The following is a 19757-nucleotide window of genomic DNA, read 5'->3' as shown; positions in this document are numbered from 1 at the left end:
CCAGTGGTTTTGTTTTTTGCCGGAAACACTTGATAATAATTCTCATTCTTGATAGAATGAGAACAGGAAAAGAAGGAACCGTGGAGGGTCCCTTCATTGTTCATTCATTATTTGCTTTCAAAGGTTTTGCAATCTGTTTCTTCAGATTGTGTAGGCTGCTTGGAGCTGTGGTAAGCAACGAAGATGGACTCGGCGTTGCATTTGTTCTCTTCAGCCCAGTAGGTGCAAGAATTAACTGCGCACAATACGTCTTTTGCCATGAGGGTTCACCTCCTCTTATAGTTGTAGGCAACATAAACCGGCAAGAAAGAACTGAATACAGCTGCCCGGCAAGGTGGAGCTTGTCCGAACAGTGCCCTACCCTTATTCTAGTCGAATAGAATAGGGGTATTTGGTGTTTTTTTGCCGTTTTATCTCGTAATTGTAACAAATAAAGCCGTACTACGCAAACAGGACCCTGCAGAACGCAGCGGTTCTGGTTGTTATTTTCCGAATTGGGCTGCAACTTTCCAGCTTCTGGAACGTCAAAGGGATAAGCGCGGAGGAGACCCGAGAGAGAGAACGGCCTTTCGCTGCGGAAGCTGCATACTGGAAGCGCTATACAATTACATTTATTGGAGGAATGAACATGCGAAAATGGGGTCTGCATTATTTGTTGTGTTTATTGGTAATGGCGGTGGTTCTGTCGGGCTGCGGTGCGGCGGACCGGGATTCGAATTCGGCAGCACCGTTAGCAAATTCACTCACCTCTGAATCGGAGGCAGATGGTTCAACGGACAGCGTACCGGCGGCCAAGGAAGTCAGTGAAGAGAGTGCCAATACTGCGGGCGCTGTTAATGATCAGGCAGGACAGCAAGGCGGCGGTGCGAATCCGGCGGTGCCTAAACCGGGAGCAGAGCAGCAGGCAGACGCTTCAGCGGGATTCACCGGAACCGATGTGGTCGCAGGACTGAACAAGAAGCTGATCTATAAGGCTAACCTCAATATGGAGGTACCCGATTACGGGGCGGCACAGACAGAAGTGCGGAATATGATTACACTCGCAGGCGGCTATATTATTGAATTCTCGGAGAATATGTCCGAATACGAACAGGGCGGAACATTCGTCCTTAAGGTGCCGGCGTCGGGCTTCTCTTCATTTCTGAACAATCTGGAGAAGGTGAAGCATGATGTGCTGCAGAGAAGCATTCAGGGACAGGATGTCTCGGAAGAATATGTGGATCTGGAGTCACGGCTCAAGGCCAAGCAGCTGATGGAGACGCAATATATTGATTTTATGAAAAAAGCGACCAAACCGGCAGATCTCGTACAATTCGCCAATCAGCTTGGGGCAATCCAGGAACAAATCGAACAGATCAAGGGCAGAATGCGTTATATCGACCAGAATGTATCCTTCTCGACTGTGGAGCTTCGCCTCTACCAGACGGAAGAGAGCCTTGCCGTCACGCAGACCAAGGCTCAGGGACCGCTTGCTGAACGGGCTTCGGAAGCGCTTAAGAGCAGCATGAAGGCATTGTCTGTGATGTTCCAGTGGCTTGTAGTTGTGCTGGCGGCTGCACTTCCTGTGCTGATTGTGGGCGGGGTGGTGGCGGCAATCGTCCTCTGGTTACGGAGAAGCTTGAAGCGGCGGGCGCAGGTTCAGAGTGAACAGATGCGCCAGAACAACCGTGAGTTGAACCGGGAGCGGCTGAACCCGCCCGCAGAGGCTTCAGAGGCGGCGGCTCCAGCTCCAGCTGAGAATGAGCTTGACAAGGATAATATTAAATAACCGCATCGGGCGGTAATGTATAACACAAAGCCTCCAGACCCTGATTACTGGGCTGGAGGCTTTTGGCTGAAGTATATAGCTGTAACTATGGAGATGTAACGCCTTGAACACTTATATCAGGCATGCTGGAAAAGAACACGGTATTCGCCGTAGCCTTCCTTCTCCAGATCTTCTTTGGGAACAAAACGCAAGGCCGCTGAATTGATGCAGTAGCGCAGTCCGTTCGCACCGGGACCGTCATTAAAGACATGACCGAGATGGGAATCAGCAACCTTGCTGCGCACCTCGGTGCGGACCATCAGATGGCTGAGGTCGCTTTTCTCCTTGACCGCATAGTCACGGAGCGGACGCGTGAAGCTCGGCCAGCCGCAGCCGGAATCGTACTTGTCCTGTGAGCTGAACAGCGGTTCACCGGATACAACATCGACGTAGATCCCGTCCCCGTGATGATCCCAGAATTCGTTGCGGAAAGGGGATTCCGTAGCGTTGTTCTGTGTCACTTCATACTGCAGCGGGGTCAGACGCTCCTTCAGGCTCTTAGGGTCTTCCTTGTGCGTCCAGTGGGCTTCGATAAAATCTTCCCGTCCCGAGCCCTTGCGGTAACGCTTGTAATGGCCCGGATTCTTGTGGTGATAGCCCTGGTGATATTCTTCCGCCGGGTAGAACGGCTTGGCCGGAAGAATCGGAGTCACAATCGGCGCGGAGAAGCGCCCGCTTGCCGCAAGGGCTGCCTTGGAGGCCTCGGCCTGCAGCCGCTGCTCTTCTGAATGGGTAAAGATGGCCGTCCCGTAGGAGGTGCCGCGGTCATGGAATTGTCCTCCCGCATCGGTAGGATCAATCTGCTGCCAGAACAGCTCAAGCAGCTTGCTGTATGGGAAGATATCCGGGTTGAACGTAATCTGCACAGCCTCGACATGTCCCGTCGTTTCCGAGCAGACCTCTTCGTATGTCGGATTTATGGTATGTCCGCCTGTATAGCCGGAGATGACCTCAACGATACCGGGGAGTTCTTCAAAAGGGGATACCATGCACCAGAAGCATCCACCGGCGAAGGTGGCTTGTTCAGTCTTGAAGTTTATAGAATCAGGTTGAAATTCACTCATTGTTATCCCTCCATCTGTAGAATGCAATTAAATAGATCACAATCAAATTATAAATCAAACAGAGGCTCACTGCCAGCATGCCGGAGATTCTTCTGGCTCAGCGGCCGGCAGAAGAGCGCGGACGCATGGATAATCCGGCAACGCTCAGCACCGCAAGGTACACAATGACAGCCAGGGCTGCACTGCGCGGATGCTGGAACATTTGTCCTCCGAGGAAGGCGTATAGGGCGATGCCGGGGATTTTGCCGAGAGCGGTGGCTCCGAGATAGCTCCAGAACGGCAGTCCGGCAGCACCGGCATAGATATTCACGGCCATCTGCGGAATGATCGGCGCCAGCCGGGCGATCACTACGGAGGCAAAAGGGCGCCGCTGCACAGCTGCGGTGAATTTATCCAGCACGGAAAGGTTGTTCAGATAAGCTATAGACTGGTTCTGGAACATATATTTTACGAACCCATATACAAGGGCAGCAGCTATAGTCGTGGCAATCCAGCAGATTATGGCACCGTTCAGGCTTCCATAGGCATATCCGAACAGACCGATGATGAGCTTGTAGGGCAGGACCGGGAACAGCGCCAGTACGGTGGCGGCGAGCATGGACCAAACCAAATTATGATCCTCTTTGAGCCAGGCCAGAATATCATACCTGTAGATAAACGCGAGGATGATGCACGAAACATACAGAATAACCGTTAGCCATTTGCTCATTGTACTATGCCCCTTCTTCTCTCCATTCATCTCATCATACTGAAAAAAAAGTAATTATTGAAGCAAAGATCATTGTCCCGGCAGCTTGTCACGGTATAATACACCTATAAGGGATAGAAATCACCCCCAAGTAGGAAGGGAGATGCCTTAATGAATAGTCCTGTCCGTAAAAGAGTGGCAATGATCGGCATCGGCGATATTGCCCGTAAAGTTTATTTACCGCTGCTCTCCCGGCATGATCAGACGGAGGTTGTAGGGGTACTCAGTCATTCTACAGCCACGGTAGAGCGTGCCGTTCAGGCTTATCGCCTTCAGAGAGGAACCACCGAACTGAAGGAGCTGCTGTCCTGGGATCTGGATGCGGTATTCGTACATAGCCCCACAACTACGCATTATGAAATCGTTACCTCTTGCCTGGAGCAGGGGGTGTCCGTATATGTGGACAAGCCGCTGTCCTATGATCTGGAAGAGTCCCGGCGGATGGCAGAGCTTGCAGAGAATAAGGGGCTGCTGCTGGGAGTGGGATTCAACCGCCGCTATGCCCCGATGTATGCGGCGGCCAAATCCTGGCTGCATAAGGCGGGAGGCATCAGCCAGTGCAGTGCTGTCAAACACCGGACGAAGCCCCAGCAGAATAGCAGTCATGAGACGATTCATGATGACCTGATCCATATGCTGGATCTGCTGCTCTGGCTGTCCGGCGGTGATTATGAACTGCTTCACGGCAGCTTGAAGGCGGATGCTGATGACAGGCTTTTGCAGGCTTCAGGGATGCTGGGCTGGAGTAACGGGACCACTGGCCACTACAGCATGGTCCGGGATGCCGGGGCCGATCTGGAGAAGCTTGAACTGCACGGGCACGGCAGATCCGTTGAGGTGACGGATATGGAACGGGTTATATTATATGAGCAGGGTTCATTGCCCCGCACGCAGAGCTTCGGCAGCTGGGATACTGTGCTGGAGCGCAGAGGCTTCAGCGGAGTGGTCAACCATTATCTGAGCAATATAGCGACCCCTGAGCAATGCGGCATATCTGCATCGGCCGTATTACCGAGCCATGAGCTGGCAGCGAAGCTAAGCCGTTGAGACCGGACTCGCAACAGAGAGGAGAACAACATGGAGGATTACGACAACAAGTCAATGGAAGAGCGGATTATCGAGAGCTATAAGCGGGATGAGGAAATGATGATTCTGGTGTTTGCCCAGTGGTGTGTGAATAACCGGCTGGACCCGCACGCCCTGTATCTGCAGGCCTATCCGCAGCAGGAGGGCAATCAGGCACTGGCCAGAGCGCTGGCGTTGACGGTGTCTGAGGAGGAAGCCGGATATATTTCGGATGATACGGTGCTGGGCGTACTTTCCCTGTACAGCAATGACGACCTAGCCTATGTGGTTACGGAGGCCATTCAGCTAAGGGAGAAGGCAGCAGACACCAAGGATTGACAAACGGGATATAATAGTTGTGGTTAATGAACTTTTTTTTGGTAAACGATGTTCATTCCAGAATAAATGTGGTAAAATTATATATACTAACTAATTGTAAGCTTCATATGTGAGAGGTGATAACCATGGAAGAACATCCACTTACGATGTGCCCGAGATTTGAAACGGCTTTTTCGTTTCTGGGCAAACGTTGGAATGGACTTATTATTCAGACATTGATGAGCGGCCCTAAGCGGTTCAAGGATATTTCCGGGCTGATTCCGTCAATGAGCGATAAGATGCTGTCCGAGCGCATGAAGGATCTGGAATGTGAAGGTATTCTGGTCCGTCATGTATACCCGGAGACTCCGGTACGGATTGAGTATGAATTAACGGTCAAGGGCCGTGCGCTTGAGCCGGTCATGCAGCAAATTCAGTCCTGGGCCGAGAGCTGGGTTGAATAGTAACGAGTTTTGATGACAACCCCTTGCCGGGAAGCCGGTAAGGGGTTTATTCTTTGTTAACAGCAGCCTGAATTTGCATTTTTAACAAATTTTATGTTCTGTTTAGTCAAATAAGACTTGCACTTAGGCCAAACCTGTGTAATATAATAGAACAAACTAATATTACGGATGTGGAAGCGTTAACAAAAGTAGGAAAAGCCCAAGAGCAAAGAATAAATGATGTTGGTAAGTATAGCGCTCAGGATCAAGAAGATGCTTTCGATGCAAGTTTTGAACGATGCTGATTCACAGGATGTTTAAGCACACAAAACTTTTAGGAGGCGAGGATCATGACCATCACCTTGTTTTCCCGGGAAATAACCTATGGAAAAAAGGATGTCGCCGAACTGGAGACCGCTTCGATCAGAGTGCAGCTAATTTATGACAAGGTGTTGTTCATGCTTCATAGCCATCTCCCCGCTTCTCTATGGGATGCATGGATTGGTGTACCCTATGAGATTATATCTTCACTATACAAAGGGGACAATGACAGCGGCAGCGTATTTCAGAAATGGATTCAAGGTCCGTCGGGCTGGAAATGTATCGGCTGTGAGAGGCATTGCCTGGAACCCGTCACGGATGGGGAAGGGGAGGCTTCCGGCCCTAAGCGCCGGTTTACTTTTCATAATGGAATTAGCCAGAGCATGGTACTCCAGGCAGTGATCTGGTCGATGTATGAGAATACCCTGCTGCTCCAGCCTTATTTGGGTGAAGAGGCTTTTCTGAGTGAGGAGGATCTGGAGCTGATTTCTGTCTATTTCGTGCCCACCTATCTGACACAGGCCCCCCTAATGGAGCTCAATAAACCCGCCAAAGAATATAAGGACAAGAATATCAGAGTGTACCAGGAATGGATCTCCGCCCCCGATCTGGTGTTGCAGTGGAATGGAGGCCTGACCGAAGGCAGATGGATGACAGGTGTATATGTGGATCATTCGCGGTTCGCCGGACTTGGCCCCTATCTGAAGGATGCACAAGGCAAACGGACCTACATGCAGGCGACAGTACAATAGATCATCTGAATGGGAGAGTGCTGCTCTCTATGTCTCGTTCTGCCCGGAGAGTTGAAAATTTGTGTTCATTAAAATTTGTTATATTCAGTGCGTACAATCACTAGTTTGGCCTACCGCCAGTGTTAAGGTGTAAAGGTAATCAGCAACAAAAAACCTATACCTAAACATGAGGAGGGGCCAACAATGGCGTCCAATCAATTAAACGATATAACAATTCAATCGGGGTTCACTTCGGAAGCAATGGTAAGGGATATTGTCCTTCAGTTCCCTAAGGCCGCAGATTACTTCAAGGCTAAGCGGATTGATTTCTGCTGCGGAGGTGCGAAGCCGCTGGCTGAAGCCGCTGCCGAGAAGGGGCTTGACCCGGAAGCAATGGTTCAGGATCTCAATAAGCTTCAGGATGAGCATCCGGTGCTGGAAGAAGATACGGCCTGGAACGAAGCTTCCTCGGAGGAGCTGGTGAATTATATCGTGAACAAGCATCACCGTTACTTGCGTGAAGAGCTTCCGTTAATCAGCCAGAATGTTACCAAGGTCTTCCGGGTTCATGGAGATGATTCACCGCATCTGGGTGAGATGCATCGTCTGTTCAACTTGCTGCGTGAAGAGCTGCTGCAGCATACGGCGAAGGAAGAAGAGAGCGAATTCCCTAAAATGCTGGCCTACACTCAGAATCCAAGTGAAGAAGGACTTGCTGAGCTGCGCGGACTGCTGCACAATCTGGAAGAAGAGCATGACGGCGCCGGTGAGATTCTGCGCGAGCTTCGCAGAGTCACGAATGATTACACACCGCCTGCCCATGCCTGCACGACTTACCGGTTGACCTATGCCCGCCTTGAGGAGCTGGAAGGCATGACCTTCGAGCATGTGCATCTGGAGAATAACATCCTGTTCCTGCGGTATCAATAGAACCGGTTAACATTCATCGGTCACTGTGGTATACTCGATTCAGAAACAGCGCACAATGCAAAGAGAGCCGTGCGACCAACACGACTCCCTGTTTGCAACAGCCGCTTTTAAGGGCGGAGGCTTGGAATATGGTTTAGCAGAAACAGACCGCATCCTTGGACCAGGGCGGTCTATTTCTTGTTGAGGTAGTTAAGCAGAGCAATAATGAACATGCCAAACATGAACATCAATGACAACGCTTGATAAACCTCCATTGGCCTCACCTCCCTTCCGGGAGATTAGCCGACCGCCCTTGTAAGCCTTCTATTGCTTCTGCGATTATAGCATGAGACCTAATAATATGGAAGAATATGCCGAAGATTGTTATTTACAAGCTTTCCGCAGGAATGCTCACTTCGGAAGCACCAGCAGTCACCGGATTTCTACCGCTAACAGCGGTTTGATCATGAAATCTGGTGGCAACAGCGGCCGGAGGCAAACATTCTCTGGAGTCATGGCAATCCCAGCAGAAATAATTTGAGAACCCTTCTCCTATGCGGTATTCTTAAACAGTCAGGGAGAATACATATGAAGGCGGTGCCGTGGAATGTCCACGAAATGGATGCGCTTGTTGCTGTGCCTTATCCTGCTTGCCACGGCAAGCGGCTGCGGCTTCGGATCAGGGAATACAGGGAGCAGTAACAGGGGCGAAGGATTAACTTTTTCCGTGCTGGTGGGTGAAAGTGAATTAGCCGGAAGCTCTGTCAGACTGCTTAACGAAGCCTATGTTAAAGGTATTTCAATAGTAGAGCTGTTCAAGAAGAGCGGCGTTGTTAGATTGGCAGCCGACGGGCACAGTATTCTTGAGGTGAATAAGGTTGCACTTGATCCGGGTATGAGCTGGGAGATCCAGGTGAACGGCAAAAGCATTCAAGAATTGAACACGATCGTAGAGCCGGGGGCAGCAATTGTTATAGCGGCAAGGCCGGCTGCGATAGGAACGGTGTTCTATCCTGTCATCATTACCGTGAACGGGGGGAGCGAGCAGCCTGAGCTGACGCATTCTCATGTTCTTCCCTTTGTAGAGGATATGTCAGTAAGAGCACTGATGAAGAACAGTGGAATGGTTAAGCTTGCGGATGATAACCGGACGGTACTCACTGTAATGGAATATACCCCGCTCAGCAGTGAAGAATGGAGGCTGAAGGTCAATGATAAAGCTCTGCTGGGAAATGGAGTGGACATGAAGCTGAAGCCGCAGGACAAGCTGGAGATTGCTCTGGTGTTGAGATAATGGAATAGAGAGTAGCGGATAAGCGGATTTCTGTGCGAAAAGGCATAGAGATCTGCTTATTTTAAAATATAAAAATCTAGTTGTTGCACACGATAACTTATCCTTTAAAAGAACCGGAAAAGCCGTTTTTACTTGTTGTGAAAAATTTCACATCTAGTGTGACTGGGGTCACACTTGCCATAGAATTTGGGGCAGTATAATTTCACTATGAGGTAAGTATTAGTAGAAACCAGAGTTTCTGAAGGAGGGTCTACCAGTGGCAGCGGAAAGAGAAAAGTTAGTGCTGATTGGCAATGGCATGGCGGGAGTAGGCACTATTGAGCAGATTCTAAAGCTGGGCGGGGCTTATGATATTACAGTCTTCGGCAGTGAGCCGCATCCCAATTATAACCGGATTATGTTGTCCTATGTACTTGAAGGCAGTAAAACCATTGAGGATATTATTCTGAATGACCTCGGATGGTATGAAGATAATCACATTACACTGCATACAGGAACAACAGTTGTCCGTATTGATGAGAATTCCAAACAGGTTATTACAGATACAGGGATGGCTGTTCCCTATGACAAAGCCATTATTGCAACAGGCTCGAATTCCTTCATTCTGCCCGTACCCGGCAGCACCAAGGATGGGGTCGTCGGCTTCCGCGATATCGCGGATTGCGATGCTATGCTGGAAGCAGCGAAGCAGTACCGCACGGCGGCTGTGATCGGCGGAGGACTGCTTGGTCTGGAAGCAGCGAAGGGTCTTGTCAATCTGGGCATGGATGTTACCGTTGTGCATCTGCTGGAGGATCTGATGGAGCGGCAGCTGGACCGCACGGCTTCATCCATGCTGCAGGCAGAGCTTACGCGTCAGGGTGTGAAGTTTGCCATGGGCAAACAGACTGTTGAGCTGACCGGCGATGAACGGGTTACGGGTCTGCGCTTCAGTGACGGCAGTGAACTGCCGGCAGAGTTTGTGGTTATGGCCGTCGGCATCAAACCTAACGTTCAGCTTGCTAAGGACAGCGGCATTACGGTTAACCGCGGGATCGTGGTTGACGATTACCTGCGGACCTCTATGGCTGATGTGTATTCCGTCGGCGAATGTACAGAACACCGGGGCACCTGTTACGGATTAGTAGCACCGCTTTTCGAGCAGGGCATGGTTCTGGCCAAGCATTTATCGGGAGTACAGACTCCAGGGTATGAAGGTTCGGTCGTTGCAACCAAGCTCAAAATTTCCGGGGTAGATGTATTCTCGGCAGGAGAATTCACCGAAACAGCAGAGCATACGGTCATTTCTGCCAAGGATGAATGGAAGAGAACGTATAAGAAGATTTTGCTCAAAAATAATGTAATTGTCGGTGCCGTACTGTTCGGTGATGTTACGGAATCTGCCAGTCTGCAGAAGCTTGTGAAAAACGGCACAGAGATGACCAATGAGATCTACGATGAGGTTATGGGCACCAGCTGCTGCGGCGGAGGCGGAGCCAAGAAGGGGATGTCCGTTGAAGCGATGGCCGATGAAGAAATCGTCTGCGGCTGCAACGGGGTTACCAAAAAGGCTATTGTGGATGCAGTTACAGAGAACGGCTTCACTACAGTGGATGAGATTAAGGCTTGTACGGGTGCAACCCGCTCCTGCGGCGGCTGTAAGCCTGTGGTTGAGCAGATTCTGCAGTTCGTTCTGGGAGACAGCTTCCAGCAAAGCGCCAAGCAAGGCATCTGCAGCTGTACCCCGCTAAGCCGGGATGAGATTGTAGCGGAGATTACAGCCAAAGGCCTCAAAACCACCAAAGAAGTGATGCATGTGCTGGACTGGAAGCAAGCGGAAGGCTGTTCTAAATGCCGTCCTGCGGTGAACTATTATCTGGGCATGATCTATCCGGACACCCATGAGGACGAGAAGGAATCGCGCTTCGTCAATGAACGGATGAGCGCCAATATTCAGAAGGACGGAACGTATACGGTTATCCCGCGGATGTACGGAGGGGTTACCACTCCCGAGGATTTGAAACGGATTGCCGATGTTTCCCTGAAATATGATGTGAAGGTTGTGAAGGTGACGGGCGGTCAACGCCTGGATCTGATAGGTGTCAAAAAAGAGGATGTACCGAAGGTATGGGAGGAGCTGGATATGCCGTCCGGCTATGGCTATGCGAAATCCCTGCGCACGGTGAAGACCTGTGTAGGTTCGCAGTTCTGCCGCTTCGGCACACAGGATTCCATGGGCATGGGCGCTATGCTGGAGCGTAAGTATGAGCGGCTGGATATGCCGGCCAAGTTCAAAATGGCGGTGAACGGCTGTCCGCGCAACTGTGCGGAATCCTGCACGAAGGATATCGGCATTGTCGGCAATGACGGCGGCTGGGAAGTGTTCATCGGCGGCAACGGCGGGATTAAGCCGCGGATTGCGGATGCCTTCTGCAAGGTGAAAACCGACGAAGAGCTGGTTGAGGTCTGCTCCGCGGTCATCCAGTATTACCGTGAAACGGGGAATTACCTGGAGAGAACCTCTGAATGGGTAGAGCGTATGGGCCTGGAGCATATCCAGACTGTAGTCATGGGCAGTGACGACAACCGTAAGGAGCTGGCGGCACGTATAGATTTTGCCCTGGCACAGGTCAGTGATCCATGGAAAAAAATGCTGGATGACAAAAACACCCGCACCGCGTTGTTTGAACAGACACAGGTATAGTCTTAAGGGGAGAGGGAGAGAGCATAATGGAACGGAGTAACCGGGAGTATACAGTAGGAGCTGTGGAAGATTTCATGCCCCAGATTGGCCGGGTAGTGAATGCAGGAGAGGTGGAATTAGCCATATTCCGCACATCGGCTGGCGCCTTATATGCCGTTAAGAACCACAGTCCCCACCCCAAGGGCGGCCCGCTCGCTGAGGGGATAGTATCAGGCTATTATTTGTATGATCCGTTGCATGATTGGAAAATCGATCTGCGCACCGGAGAGGTTCAGGCTCCGGACCAGGGCCAGGCCGAAGTCTATCCGGTAGCCGTGGATGGCGGAGTCGTCAAGGTCACTTTGCCTGCGGCAGTAGCAAGGCTATAAATTTAAAGAAGAGCAGGTGCTGATATGTTTACGCAGAGCGTAGAGAATATCGTTGAGACAGCCGTAGGCAAACGCGACAAGATGAATGAGAGCCTGCCCAAGTATTTCTTGGCGGCACTCCTGGCAGGAGCTTATGTAGGTATTGGTATTATTCTGATCTTCTCGCTGGGGGCGCCGCTGGCTGCGATCAAGTCACCGTTCCAGCCGCTGATAATGGGCGCATCCTTCGGGATTGCCCTAACCCTGGTTGTATTCGCAGGCTCAGAGCTGTTCACGGGAAATAATATGTTCTTCACGGTAAGCACGCTTGCCGGGAGAACTACGGTCTGGGACACCGTGAAGAACTGGGTCCTGGTATTCCTCGGTAATGTAGCCGGTGCAGTAGTTCTGGCCCTGCTGATTCAGGGATCGGGTCTCTTCAAGGCAGCGCCTGCCGAGCATCTGATCTTCGCGGCAGCAGCCAAGAAGATGAGCCTGCCGTTCTCGGAGCTGTTCTTCCGCGGCATTCTCTGTAACTGGCTGGTCTGCCTGGCGCTCTGGATGTCCTCCCGCGCCAAGAGTGAAGCGGCGAAGCTGGTGCTGATCTGGTGGTGTCTGTTCGCCTTCATCGCAAGCGGCTATGAACACAGTGTAGCGAACATGACGCTGCTGAGCGTGGCAGTACTGCTGCCGAATCATCCTGAGACCGTCAGCATCGCCGGTTGGCTGCACAACATGATTCCTGTTACGCTAGGCAATATCATCGGCGGCGGTGTATTCGTCGGCATGGCCTACTGGCTGATCTCACCTGTGCGAACTCCGCGTAACGTATCTGCTAATATGCAGACTAAGAAAATAAGCTAGATTCACAAAAAGCCCCGCAGCCGGAATATGGCTGCGGGGCTTTTTGTCGCTCTATCCCTGCTATAATAGGGATAATTCTTACCAGGAGGTTATTTTCATATGAATATATTGATTCTTGGTGCCACCGGCCGGGTGGGAAGCCACATTGTTACCCATGCTCTTCAGGATGGACATCATGTGACAGTGTTGGTCCGCACGCCGGAGAAGGTTCAGCCGCTCCATGCCAACCTGACGATCATCGAAGGTAATGTTCTTAATCAAGAAGATGTCGCCCGGGCAGTGCAGGGAAATGATGTAGTTATTAGTGCATTGAACACCGATGGGACAACCACGCTTTCAGACAGTATGCCTTTTATCATTGCAGCCATGTATCAGGAAGGAATAGAGCGCATTATTACCGTAGGAACTGCGGGTATACTCCAAAGTGAGCTTTCGCCTGAACTCCTGCGTTACCAATCCAGCGAATCTAAACGCAGGTCTACCCGTGCCGCAGAAGAACATGAACAAGCCTATCGTTTGCTGGAGCGATCGAACCTTAATTGGACCATTGTGTGCCCAACCGCTCTGCAGAACGGAGAACGCTTGGGAACCTATCGGGTGAGACAAGACATTCTACCCCAAGGCGGTACTGAAATATCTGTAGCAGATACAGCGGAATTCACCTATAGTCAAGTTGAAGCTAGCGATTTCATAAGAGCTCGTGTGGGTATAGCTTACTAATGAAGGGGAGCAATCCAGAAAATGAACCGAGGAGAGGGCTGCGATGGAAAGCTTTAACCATTTTGGCGTATATGGAATTTGCCAGCGTAAAGGCAAGCTGCTGGTAATTCATAAAGGAAGAGGCCCGTATAGCGGAAGATACGATCTGCCGGGGGGAAGACTGGAGGCTGGTGAATCACTGGTTGACGGATTGATCAGAGAGTTCATCGAAGAGACTGGTTATACAGTAAAGGTACAACAGAACCTGGGCACTTTCGATTTCTTTATCCGGTATAACGAAGATAACTTTACGCATATGCACCATCTGACAGCCCTATATCAGGTTGAATTGACCGGGAAAGAGGGGCCTGTTGCTATTTCAATGTTCGAAGAACAGGATTCCCGTGGGGCGGAATGGGTGGATATCACTAGAATAACCCTAGATTCTGCTTCTCCGCTAGCCGTATATGCTGCGAAGTTCCTGAGGGGTGAGGATCTGCCTTTAGCACCAGAATATTATGATAATTGGGAAGTAAAAGGTACATAGGATGTGCCTCTAGAGCGGTGAATTCATCTTCAGACAAGAAAAAAAGACGCCGGACAGGGCGCCTTCGACCACTCTATTAAATTTATGGGGTCAGATATGTTTCAATGAGGTGAATAGAGGGTATTATTGATAGGAAATTAAATTCGGCAGATTTCATTCGGGCATAATTCGCAATGGCAGATTTCCTGAAGCATCGCGAGATCCTTGATGACAATCATGCCATTCTCATACTCTACCGCGTCTTTTTTACGCAGATCACTCAGCATGCGGTTGACGCTCTCACGGGTAGCGCCGATCATGTTGGAGAGATCAGTGTGGGTGATTTTTTTGTTGATGAGAATGCTGTCGCCGGTCTTCTCGCCATACGTATTGCCCAGACGGATCAGTGTGGAGCAGAGTGCACCCGGTTTGCCGTACATCATAAGGTCGCGGAATTTCGTCTGTGTGAGACGGTGATGAATGCCCATCCATTTCATGAAGTCGATCGCGAAGTCGCAGTGCTGGCAGATCAGAATCTCAAGATCCTTCTGCTCGATAACGCCAACCTCACTTTCCTCAATAACTTCTGCTGTGAAGCTATGCTTCGTGCTGAAGAACGGGTCTGCCTGGCCTACCATGTCACCTGCCTGATACATATACAGAATCAGTTCTTTGCCTTCGTCTGTTGATTTGGTTAATTTCACTCGTCCACGTTTGATATAAAACAATTTATCCGAAAAGTCGCCTTCCCAAAACAGGTGAGAACCCTCTGGGACCATGCGTTCCTTCATTGTGACCAAAAGCCGGTTAAAGTTCTGTTCGGAGAAACAGTTTGTATTGCCGCGGGCTTCGATAACATTATAATGTTCCTTTATCATAATCGACATCCCCTTTATTCCCTCAGTTTTTCAGTAAATTTTAAATTAATTATACCTTGAAATTCCTCATTATGGGTAAATATTTTCCCGTCAAAAGTGTCGAATTTTTAACATTGTGATAATTTTCACTTCATTTGTGTGAGAGTTGGTGTATTTTCGCCCCAGAACGGGTTCAATTCCCCTGTTTTACAGAATATTATAGCAGCTGTCTCCTAATCCGGATAGATCCTGGGAGCAAGCGGCTTTTTTGCGTTGGTCACAGATTTCCGCATTCCGTAAAAATACACATAACTCTCTTACGCACAGACCTTGGTCCAGAAGGAGCTTAGAGATACTCTGAAACTGAGCGTCTGTGCTTCCGTGGACAAACGGCGGGACGGGCGGAGCATTCCCTTAGGGAAGGAGAGTTCGTAAATGGCAAAAGTAGCTGATAAATATCTGAAGGTCGATCCATGGGCAATTATTGAAGAAGGCTTTGATCCGGAACGCAACCGGACTTCGGAATCGATTTTTTCACTGGGCAACGAGTATATGGGGGTACGGGGGTATGCGGACGAGGGCTATAGCGGGGATTCGCTGCCGGGCAGCTATTTCAACGGCTTGAATGAAGAGATGGAGGTAGGCAACCACTACAAGGGGATCATCCGGTCGCTGCGTTATATGGTCAATGCGGTGGACTGGCTGTATACCCGGATAGCGGTGGATGGTGAATCACTGGATCTGGCCCGCAGCAACGTTAAGGACTATACCCGCAGACTGGACCTGCGGACCGGAACCTATAAGAGGGAATTCATCTGGCATCTGGCGGGCGGCAAAAAGCTAAAGGTCAGCTTCACCCGGCTGGTCAGTATGACGATGTCTCATTTGGGGCTACAGCAGGTCACCTTCGAGCCGCTTAACTTCACGGGCACTGTGGATATTTGCACGGGTCTTGATTTCGGGATGGTTCATGAGGAACGCGGCCAGAGCATGTGGAAGCGGCTGCGCAGCGGCGGAGAAGGGGCAGTTACGGCTATTATGGCAGGTACGCTGACCACCAGGAATAAGCTGTTCTCGGGGTTTGTGCTTAAGTCCTCCCAGCCTGTAAATACAGAGCTTGTGGAGCGTGAACGGTTCATCGGCCGGACATTCTCGCTTGACCTGTCTCAGGGAGAGCCTGCTTCGTTCACTAAGCTCGCAGTCCACGTGGCTGACAGCAGTGCGTCACGGACAGAGGAGGGTCTCTGGACAGAAGGGATGGAGCTTGCAGCAACGGCTGACCGGCTGGAGGAGCATGAGGTGTTCGCCGATCAAGCCTCTTATTGGAGCAGCATCTGGGCCACCAGCGATATCACCATTGAAGGAGACCCTGAGAATCAGCAGGGCATCCGCTTTTGTATCTTTCAGTTAGTTCAGACCTATCACGGGGATCATCCCGGTTACAACATCGGTGCCAAAGGATTAACGGGGGAAGCCTACCGGGGGCTTGCTTTCTGGGATACGGAGTCTTACTGTCTGCCGTTCTATCTGTTCAATAATCCCAAGGCTGCCCGCAGTCTGCTGGAATTCCGCTACAAGACTTTGCCGGAGGCGGTGCAGCGCGGGAAGGAGGTAGACTGCGAAGGCGCCTTCTATCCGATTGCTACGATTGACGGGACGGAGAGCTGTGACCTGTGGCAGCACTCCAACCTTCAGCTTCATGTCGGGACGGCAGTCTCCTACGGCATATGGCATTATGTGAAGAATACGGGCGACCGGGAATTCCTCTACAGCAAAGGGGCCGAGATGCTGATTCAGATCAGCCGTTTCTACGCCTCCCGCGGCCAGTGGGGACAACGCAGCGGGAAATACGGATATTTTGGCGTAATGGGACCTGACGAATTCCAGCTGATGGTCAACAATAACTGCTATATCAATCTGATGGCGAAAAAGTTGTTTGAATTCACACTGGATACGGTTGCCGAGATGAAGCAGAAGGTGCCGGATGAGTATGCCGCCGTCGCTGCCGCAACCGCGCTCCGTGATGAGGAATTGGCCGATTGGGACAATAAACGCGAACACATGAAGATTCCGCTGGACACGGAGAGCGGCGTGTATGAGGAGCATGACGGATTTTTTGATATGCCGCATATTGACATTCATTCGATTCCAGTCACCGAATTCCCGTTATACTCCAATTGGTCATACGACCGCCTGTACCGTTACGATATGATCAAGCAGCCGGATGTGCTGATGTTCATGTTCCTGTATAACGGGGAGTTCTCCAGAGAAGCCAAGCTGGCGAATTACGAATATTATGAATCCAGATGTATTCATGAGTCCTCGCTCTCGCCATCCATTCACTCGATTCTGGCCTGTGAAATCGGTAAGCCGGAGGAAGCCTACCAATTCTTCGAGTTCGCCACCCGGCTGGATCTGGATAACTATAACCGCAACACCAGAGAAGGGCTGCATACCACTTCGATCGCCGCAGCCTGGATGAACATTGTGTACGGCTTCGGCGGCATGCGTTCCGATGGCCCCTGTCTATCCTTCCGACCAACGCTGCCCCGGCAATGGACCTCTTACAGCTTCCAGGTGAGGTACGAGGGGGTACTGCTGGGCATCACGGTGAATAAAGACTCGGTGGGCTTCAGAGCTGTCGATGGCGGACGCACGGAAGTTCTGATCTATGATCAGCCGGTGATAGTGGACGAAGCCGGTACTGAGCTTCCGCTGGGTGAAGGGATGATGGCGTGATGAACTGGATAGTAAGCGAGCACAGCTTCGAGTCTGACAGGATCACGACCAACGGCAACAAATATATGACCGGCAACGGATATATGGGCTTCCGGGGAGTGCTTGAGGAATACGGCAAGGAGCAGCTTACGGCCGTTACTCTGGCCGGGGTATATGACAGGTCGGGTGACAAGTGGCGCGAGCCGGTGAACGCTCCCAATGGACTGTACACGGTCATCAGCTGTGATGGAGAAGTACTTAGTGTGCTGGAGACAGAACCGCTGGCTCATACCCAGAGTCTGGATCTCCGCTCAGCAGTCCACCGGAGGGAGACGGTGTTCAGTACCCGTGAAGGCGGGAGGCTGACTCTGACTGCCGAACGGTTCGTCAGTATGGATCAGCTGCATGTGCTGGCTGCCAAATGGACGGTTCACAGCACTGTAGATTGCCGGGTTGAGATTAAGACAGGAATGGATAGTAGAGTGTGGGATATCAACGGCCCCCATCTGCTGGAGCAGCGGATACAGTCCGTCAGCGGGGCGCTGCTGTCAACGGCGGTTACCGGTGAGCTGCGGCTGCCGGTGGCGGTCGCGGAGCTTGCTGAGTTCGGCTTAGCGGAACGGGTAACGGATACCGGCACGGATAATAACATGGACATACGCATGGGAGTAAATACAGATACGGACCCAGAGCTGGCGCTTCGTCATCTTTCTTTTGACGCCAAGGCGGGTGAGACCTATGAGTGGATCAAATATGTGGCTGTATTCACGGGTCTTGATGCGGAAGGCGACCCCGGGGAAGCGGCGGTGTCAACAGTCAGGAGTGCAGCCGGGGAGGGATATGCCGGACTGTTGGAGGCTCACCGGCAGAAGTGGGAGGAGAGATGGTCACGCAGCGATTGTGTGATTGTGGGAGATGAAGAGGCGCAGCTCGCGCTGCGGTATAGTATTTATCAGCTGCTGATCATTGCACCTACGATGTCGGAGAAGGTATCCATTCCGGCCCGCGGTCTGTCCGGCCAGGTCTATAAAGGCGCGGTATTCTGGGATACGGAAATGTTCATGCTGCCGTTCTTCCTGCACAGTGATCCCGGCATCGCCCGCAATCTGATGATGTACCGCATCCATACGCTGGACGGTGCCCGCCGGAAGGCGGCGGAGTATGGATATACGGGCGCATTTTATGCCTGGGAGAGCCAGGATTCGGGTGACGATGCCTGCACGCTGTTCAATGTGAACGATGTATTTACCGGACGTCCGATGCGGACCTATTTCCGGGATAAGCAGATTCATATCAGTGCAGATGTTGTGCACGGGATCTGGGAGTATATCAAGTTCACGGGGGATAACAGTATACTGGCGGACGGCGGGGCAGAGGTGATCTGGGAGTGCGCACGCTTTTACTACTCCTATGCTTACTATAATCCGCTGAAAAAACGTTATGAGCTTCTGGATGTCACCGGACCGGATGAATATCATGAGCGGGTGAACAATAATGCCTTCACGAATGCCCTGGTGCAGGAAGCCCTGGAGATTGCCCTGCGGGCAGCGGAGCTGCTGGAGGACAACTATCCCGCTGTGTATGCGGAGCTGGCTGAATCGTTTGCAGGCGGGCCGTTCCTGGCTGAATTCACAGAGATGCTGGAGCAGTTGTATGTTCCGCAGCCGGACCCGGACAGCCTGCTGATCGAACAATTTGACCGCTATTTCAAGCTGGAGGAGGTAACACTGGCTGAGCTGAAATCAAGGGTCATCCACCCTCATGAATACTGGGGCGGGGGCAACGGGCTGGCGACCACTACCAGAATACTGAAGCAGGCGGATGTCGTGCTGATGCTGAATCTGTTCAAAGGGAAGTTCAGCCGGGAAGTGAAACAGGCCAACTGGGAATTCTATGAGCCGCGCACCGAGCACGGCTCCAGCTTAAGCGCGTGTATCTACGCCCTTACCGCAGCGGACATCGGCATACCGGACTGGGGATATCCGTATTTCATGCGCACAGCCACGGTAGATCTTACCGGTGAATCGAAGCAATATGTCGGTGACCTCTATATTGGCGGGACTCATCCGGCGGCGAATGGGGGTGCATGGATGGCCGCGGTCCTTGGCTTCGCAGGTGTGCAATATGACGGGGGGACGGTTACCTTGAATCCGGCACTGCCGAAGGCGTGGAAGTCTGTCCAGGTGCCGCTTGTGCTGCGCGGCAGCAGCTTCCGGCTGGAGATTGGCCGGGAAGCGATCGTGGTTACGGCAGCGCCAGGCAACAGTGAAGCGGTAGCCTTCGCCGGATTCGGCGGCGCACCTGAGCTGTGCCTGCCGGGGATGGAGCTGCGGATTGTTGTATTTTGGGAGGAGGACATATAA

Annotated in this window: 19 protein-coding genes; 14 read left to right on the top strand and 5 right to left on the bottom strand. The window is 51.5% G+C overall.

Annotated features, from left to right (window positions below; translation table 11 throughout):
- Window positions 1-107 precede the first annotated feature (107 nt).
- Window positions 108-260 carry a DUF1540 domain-containing protein gene (locus KDC22_RS22025; RefSeq protein ID WP_076079942.1) on the bottom strand — a complete coding sequence of 51 codons (153 nt, stop codon included), beginning with the start codon at window positions 258-260 and terminating at the stop codon, window positions 108-110.
- Between the two features lie 368 nt (window positions 261-628).
- Between KDC22_RS22025 and KDC22_RS22020 the strand changes: the two genes are divergently transcribed.
- Entirely contained in the window at window positions 629-1768 is a 1140-nt protein-coding gene (locus KDC22_RS22020) for a DUF4349 domain-containing protein (protein WP_246552823.1), read from the top strand.
- 116 nt (window positions 1769-1884) lie between these two features.
- On the opposite strand, the gene msrA is transcribed toward KDC22_RS22020, so the two are convergent.
- Both msrA and KDC22_RS22010 read right to left on the bottom strand, forming a co-directional pair.
- A complete protein-coding gene (gene msrA / locus KDC22_RS22015; RefSeq protein ID WP_211720312.1) occupies window positions 1885-2871 on the bottom strand; it encodes a peptide-methionine (S)-S-oxide reductase MsrA in 987 nt (328 codons plus the stop codon).
- A 97-nt stretch (window positions 2872-2968) separates the two neighbouring features.
- A complete protein-coding gene (locus tag KDC22_RS22010; protein WP_211720311.1) occupies window positions 2969-3580 on the bottom strand; it encodes a TVP38/TMEM64 family protein in 612 nt (203 codons plus the stop codon).
- A 150-nt stretch (window positions 3581-3730) separates the two neighbouring features.
- Here KDC22_RS22010 and KDC22_RS22005 point away from each other — a divergent pair, with 150 nt between their 5' ends.
- From KDC22_RS22005 to ric, 5 genes are all read left to right on the top strand, one after another.
- Entirely contained in the window at window positions 3731-4666 is a 936-nt protein-coding gene (locus KDC22_RS22005; protein ID WP_173129713.1) for a Gfo/Idh/MocA family protein, read from the top strand.
- Window positions 4667-4696: 30 nt separating this feature from the next.
- Window positions 4697-5023: a hypothetical protein gene (locus KDC22_RS22000; RefSeq protein WP_173129710.1), complete on the top strand. Its 327-nt coding sequence runs from the start codon at window positions 4697-4699 to the stop codon at window positions 5021-5023.
- A 125-nt stretch (window positions 5024-5148) separates the two neighbouring features.
- The gene (locus KDC22_RS21995; RefSeq protein WP_173129707.1) at window positions 5149-5466 is read left to right on the top strand and encodes a winged helix-turn-helix transcriptional regulator; all 318 of its coding nucleotides are present in this window, start codon (window positions 5149-5151) and stop codon (window positions 5464-5466) included.
- Window positions 5467-5795: 329 nt separating this feature from the next.
- Window positions 5796-6518 carry a hypothetical protein gene (locus tag KDC22_RS21990; RefSeq protein ID WP_211720310.1) on the top strand — a complete coding sequence of 241 codons (723 nt, stop codon included), beginning with the start codon at window positions 5796-5798 and terminating at the stop codon, window positions 6516-6518.
- A gap of 213 nt (window positions 6519-6731) precedes the next feature.
- Window positions 6732-7427: an iron-sulfur cluster repair di-iron protein gene (gene ric / locus KDC22_RS21985; RefSeq protein WP_211724136.1), complete on the top strand. Its 696-nt coding sequence runs from the start codon at window positions 6732-6734 to the stop codon at window positions 7425-7427.
- Window positions 7428-7597: 170 nt separating this feature from the next.
- Here the strand turns inward: ric and KDC22_RS33480 are convergent, their stop codons facing one another.
- A complete protein-coding gene (locus KDC22_RS33480) occupies window positions 7598-7648 on the bottom strand; it encodes a putative holin-like toxin (protein WP_233277556.1) in 51 nt (16 codons plus the stop codon).
- 365 nt (window positions 7649-8013) lie between these two features.
- On the opposite strand from KDC22_RS33480, the gene KDC22_RS21980 reads away from it, so the two are divergent.
- The 6 genes from KDC22_RS21980 (at window position 8014) to KDC22_RS21955 (ending at window position 13840) form a co-directional block, all read left to right on the top strand.
- On the top strand, window positions 8014-8700 hold the full coding sequence (locus tag KDC22_RS21980) for a hypothetical protein (protein WP_211720309.1): 687 nt from the start codon (window positions 8014-8016) through the stop codon (window positions 8698-8700).
- A gap of 256 nt (window positions 8701-8956) precedes the next feature.
- A complete protein-coding gene (nirB, locus tag KDC22_RS21975; protein ID WP_173129698.1) occupies window positions 8957-11383 on the top strand; it encodes a nitrite reductase large subunit NirB in 2427 nt (808 codons plus the stop codon).
- Between the two features lie 26 nt (window positions 11384-11409).
- Window positions 11410-11751 (top strand): nitrite reductase small subunit NirD, encoded by a 342-nt coding sequence (nirD, locus tag KDC22_RS21970; protein ID WP_173129695.1) that lies wholly within the window; start codon window positions 11410-11412, stop codon window positions 11749-11751.
- A 24-nt stretch (window positions 11752-11775) separates the two neighbouring features.
- Complete coding sequence (locus KDC22_RS21965) at window positions 11776-12594, top strand: formate/nitrite transporter family protein (protein ID WP_173129691.1); 819 nt, start codon at window positions 11776-11778, stop codon at window positions 12592-12594.
- A 99-nt stretch (window positions 12595-12693) separates the two neighbouring features.
- Window positions 12694-13314 carry an NAD(P)-dependent oxidoreductase gene (locus KDC22_RS21960; protein ID WP_173129688.1) on the top strand — a complete coding sequence of 207 codons (621 nt, stop codon included), beginning with the start codon at window positions 12694-12696 and terminating at the stop codon, window positions 13312-13314.
- Window positions 13315-13357: 43 nt separating this feature from the next.
- Complete coding sequence (locus KDC22_RS21955) at window positions 13358-13840, top strand: NUDIX hydrolase (RefSeq protein ID WP_173129685.1); 483 nt, start codon at window positions 13358-13360, stop codon at window positions 13838-13840.
- Between the two features lie 137 nt (window positions 13841-13977).
- Here KDC22_RS21955 and KDC22_RS21950 read toward each other — a convergent pair whose 3' ends face one another.
- Window positions 13978-14697: a Crp/Fnr family transcriptional regulator gene (locus tag KDC22_RS21950; protein ID WP_216857174.1), complete on the bottom strand. Its 720-nt coding sequence runs from the start codon at window positions 14695-14697 to the stop codon at window positions 13978-13980.
- Window positions 14698-15111: 414 nt separating this feature from the next.
- On the opposite strand from KDC22_RS21950, the gene KDC22_RS21945 reads away from it, so the two are divergent.
- Together KDC22_RS21945 and KDC22_RS21940 are read left to right on the top strand one after the other, a co-directional pair.
- Entirely contained in the window at window positions 15112-17415 is a 2304-nt protein-coding gene (locus KDC22_RS21945) for a glycoside hydrolase family 65 protein (RefSeq protein WP_211720308.1), read from the top strand.
- On the top strand, window positions 17415-19757 hold the full coding sequence (locus KDC22_RS21940) for a glycosyl hydrolase family 65 domain-containing protein (RefSeq protein ID WP_211720307.1): 2343 nt from the start codon (window positions 17415-17417) through the stop codon (window positions 19755-19757). The genes KDC22_RS21945 and KDC22_RS21940 overlap by 1 nt, the downstream gene beginning before the upstream one ends.

Origin of the sequence: Paenibacillus tritici, assembly GCF_018207515.1 — a bacterium.
Classification (GTDB): domain Bacteria; phylum Bacillota; class Bacilli; order Paenibacillales; family Paenibacillaceae; genus Paenibacillus_AQ; species Paenibacillus_AQ tritici.
Note: the sequence above shows the minus strand (reverse complement) of the source record. Positions and strands in the feature narration are given on the sequence as shown.

Bases quoted from the DNA above. Each gene is read 5' to 3' on its own strand.
- KDC22_RS21960 (WP_173129688.1), top strand. From the start codon at position 12,694: ATGAATATATTGATTCTTGGTGCCACCGGCCGGGTGGGAAGCCACATT.
- KDC22_RS22025 (WP_076079942.1), bottom strand. From the start codon at position 260: ATGGCAAAAGACGTATTGTGCGCAGTTAATTCTTGCACCTACTGGGCT.
- KDC22_RS21940 (WP_211720307.1), top strand. From the start codon at position 17,415: ATGAACTGGATAGTAAGCGAGCACAGCTTCGAGTCTGACAGGATCACG.
- msrA (WP_211720312.1), bottom strand. From the start codon at position 2,871: ATGAGTGAATTTCAACCTGATTCTATAAACTTCAAGACTGAACAAGCC.
- KDC22_RS21945 (WP_211720308.1), top strand. From the start codon at position 15,112: ATGGCAAAAGTAGCTGATAAATATCTGAAGGTCGATCCATGGGCAATT.
- KDC22_RS22000 (WP_173129710.1), top strand. From the start codon at position 4,697: ATGGAGGATTACGACAACAAGTCAATGGAAGAGCGGATTATCGAGAGC.
- KDC22_RS21950 (WP_216857174.1), bottom strand. From the start codon at position 14,697: ATGATAAAGGAACATTATAATGTTATCGAAGCCCGCGGCAATACAAAC.
- KDC22_RS21990 (WP_211720310.1), top strand. From the start codon at position 5,796: ATGACCATCACCTTGTTTTCCCGGGAAATAACCTATGGAAAAAAGGAT.
- KDC22_RS22005 (WP_173129713.1), top strand. From the start codon at position 3,731: ATGAATAGTCCTGTCCGTAAAAGAGTGGCAATGATCGGCATCGGCGAT.
- KDC22_RS22020 (WP_246552823.1), top strand. From the start codon at position 629: ATGCGAAAATGGGGTCTGCATTATTTGTTGTGTTTATTGGTAATGGCG.
- KDC22_RS21995 (WP_173129707.1), top strand. From the start codon at position 5,149: ATGGAAGAACATCCACTTACGATGTGCCCGAGATTTGAAACGGCTTTT.
- KDC22_RS21965 (WP_173129691.1), top strand. From the start codon at position 11,776: ATGTTTACGCAGAGCGTAGAGAATATCGTTGAGACAGCCGTAGGCAAA.
- KDC22_RS22010 (WP_211720311.1), bottom strand. From the start codon at position 3,580: ATGAGCAAATGGCTAACGGTTATTCTGTATGTTTCGTGCATCATCCTC.
- KDC22_RS21980 (WP_211720309.1), top strand. From the start codon at position 8,014: ATGTCCACGAAATGGATGCGCTTGTTGCTGTGCCTTATCCTGCTTGCC.
- KDC22_RS21955 (WP_173129685.1), top strand. From the start codon at position 13,358: ATGGAAAGCTTTAACCATTTTGGCGTATATGGAATTTGCCAGCGTAAA.
- nirD (WP_173129695.1), top strand. From the start codon at position 11,410: ATGGAACGGAGTAACCGGGAGTATACAGTAGGAGCTGTGGAAGATTTC.